Annotated in this window: 3 protein-coding genes; 2 read left to right on the top strand and 1 reads right to left on the bottom strand. The window is 69.5% G+C overall.

The genetic code is table 11. The features are described from left to right. Window positions 1–2: 2 nt before the first annotated feature. A complete protein-coding gene (locus AC2VOG_RS08880; protein ID WP_486939545.1) occupies window positions 3–527 on the bottom strand; it encodes a DUF3515 domain-containing protein in 525 nt (174 codons plus the stop codon). A 50-nt stretch (window positions 528–577) separates the two neighbouring features. Here AC2VOG_RS08880 and AC2VOG_RS08875 point away from each other — a divergent pair, with 50 nt between their 5' ends. Further along, entirely contained in the window at window positions 578–1,540 is a 963-nt protein-coding gene (locus AC2VOG_RS08875) for a thiamine-phosphate kinase (protein ID WP_486939544.1), read from the top strand. Window positions 1,541–1,607: 67 nt separating this feature from the next. Then, the coding region (locus tag AC2VOG_RS08870) for a uracil-DNA glycosylase (protein WP_486939543.1) at window positions 1,608–2,241 on the top strand (634 nt) is incomplete at its 3' end.

Here is a 2,241-nt window from a genome sequence, read left to right as displayed (position 1 = left end):
GGTTAGCTCGGTCTCGACGGATCGATCGGGTGGGCCGGCAGGACGCGGTCGATCAGTTCGGAGAGTTGTTGGATCGGCGTCGGTCCGGAGCCTTGCGGCAACGTCAGCGCCACGTAGACGGAGCGGTCGACGGTGTACCAGGTGGATCGCTGATCCTGGCTGACGTCGAACCACTGCACGTTGTCGACGACCTGGATCGGGGTTCCGACGACGAAGTCGGCCGGCCGATCCAGGCCACATCGCAGTACGACGGGATCCCCGGCGCCGGCGGGCTGCCAGGCGGCGACACCGGCGGGTGCGGGCTGGGCCAGTTGGGCGCGGGAGTAGTCGCCGAGTCGTTGGGGCAGCGCTCCGAACAACGTCTGGCAGGCGGGATTCTGGGCCTGCGGCGCCGGCATCGCGGCGACGACCATCGGCGCCACCTCGTTGCGGGTTGCCGCGATGGCCAAGATGACACCGATCGTGCCGATCGCCACCACCAAAGCGGCGATGAGCGCCGCTTTCGGCGGGCCATCAGAAGCGGCCATAACCTCACCCTCTGCTCGATCTCGGTGCCCTAGAACCTACCGTTGTCGGTGTGCCAATCGGTGGGTCGGATCGAACGCTCGGGGACCTCGGCGAGTTCGGGGTGATCGAGCGGCTGACGCGCGGCCGGCCCACGTCGGGCGACTTGGTCGTCGGGCCGGGCGATGACGGCGCGGTGGTCGCCGCCGGCGACGGCCGCGTGGTGGTGTCGACCGACATGCTGGTCGAAGGCCGGCATTTCCGGCTGGATTGGTCGACACCGCACGATGTCGGCCGTAAAGCCATGGCGCAGAACGCTGCCGACATCGAGGCGATGGGCGCACGGGTCACCGCCTTCGTGGTCGGCGTTGGTGCGCCGGCGCACACTTCGGCCGCGGACATCGACGCGCTGACCGACGGGATGTGGGACGAGGCCGGCCGGATCGGTGCCGGCATTGTCGGGGGCGACCTGGTCAGCAGTCCCCAGTGGGTGGTGTCGGTGACGGTGCTCGGCGACCTCGGTGGCCGAGCACCGGTGTTGCGGTCGGGGGCGCGGCCCGGCTCGCAGTTGGCCGTCGCGGGCCGGCTGGGTTGTTCTGCCGCGGGATATGCGTTGTGGCACCGCGGGGTTGATGGATACAGCGAGCTCCGTCGGTGCCATCTGGTGCCGTGCCCGCCGTACCGGCAAGGTCGCGCGGCCGCCGCGGCAGGGGCGCTGGCCATGATCGACATCTCCGACGGTCTGGTCGGCGATCTCGGTCATGTGGCCGAGGCGTCCGGCGTGTCTATTGATCTGAGCGCCAAGATGTTGCACGCCGACCACGAAGCGTTGGTGGGCGCGGCGGAGGCCGTCGGCGCCGATCCGTGGGACTGGGTGTTGGGCGGGGGAGAGGACCACGCTCTGGTCGCGGCGTTCGTGGGTCCGATACCCGCCGGGTGGCGGGTGATCGGGCGGGTGCTCGGCGGGCCTGCGGGCGTGCTCGTCGACGGCCGGCCCTGGCTCGGCTATGCGGGCTGGCAGTCGTTTGAGCAGTAAGGTGGCGGCGGCGGCGAGATCGTGAGGCAGGAGCCGACTCGGTGGTGGTGTTGGTGGAAGGGCTGGTGTGACCGCGAGACCCCTGCGTGAGCTCGTCGATGACGGTTGGGCGACGGCTTTGCAGCCCGTCGAGGAGCAGGTGGCCACGATGGGTCAGTTCCTCCGCGAGGAAGTCGCGGCCGGCCGCGGCTACCTACCGGCCGGAGAAAATGTGTTGCGCGCCTTCACTTTCCCTTTCGACAAGGTCAGGGTCCTGATCGTCGGGCAGGACCCCTATCCCACGCCCGGACATGCCGTCGGACTGAGCTTTTCGGTAGCCCCAGACGTGCGGCCGTTGCCGCGAAGCCTGGAGAACATCTTCCGCGAGTACGTCGGCGATCTGGGTTTTTCCGCGCCCTCCTGCGGCGACCTGACGCCGTGGGCGCAGCGCGGGGTGATGATGCTCAACCGGGTGCTCACCGTTCAGCCGCGCAATGCCGCGTCGCATCGCGGCAAGGGCTGGGAGGCGGTGACCGAATGCGCGATCCGCGCGCTGGTGGGTCGCCGTCAGCCGATGGTGGCCATCTTGTGGGGCCGCGACGCCTCGACGCTCAAGCCGATGCTGGCCGGCAGCGATTGTCTGTCGATCGAATCGCCGCATCCCTCGCCACTGTCGGCGTCCCGCGGATTCTTCGGATCGCGGCCCTTCAGCCGCGCCAACG

The sequence above is a fragment of the Mycobacterium sp. TH-M11 genome (genome assembly GCF_057473725.1).
The sequence above is the reverse complement of the archived record's forward strand: the minus strand, read 5'-3'. Positions and strand labels throughout refer to the sequence as shown.

Excerpts from the sequence above, each read along its gene's own strand:
- AC2VOG_RS08880 (WP_486939545.1), bottom strand. The coding sequence starts at position 527 with ATGGCCGCTTCTGATGGCCCGCCGAAAGCGGCGCTCATCGCCGCTTTG.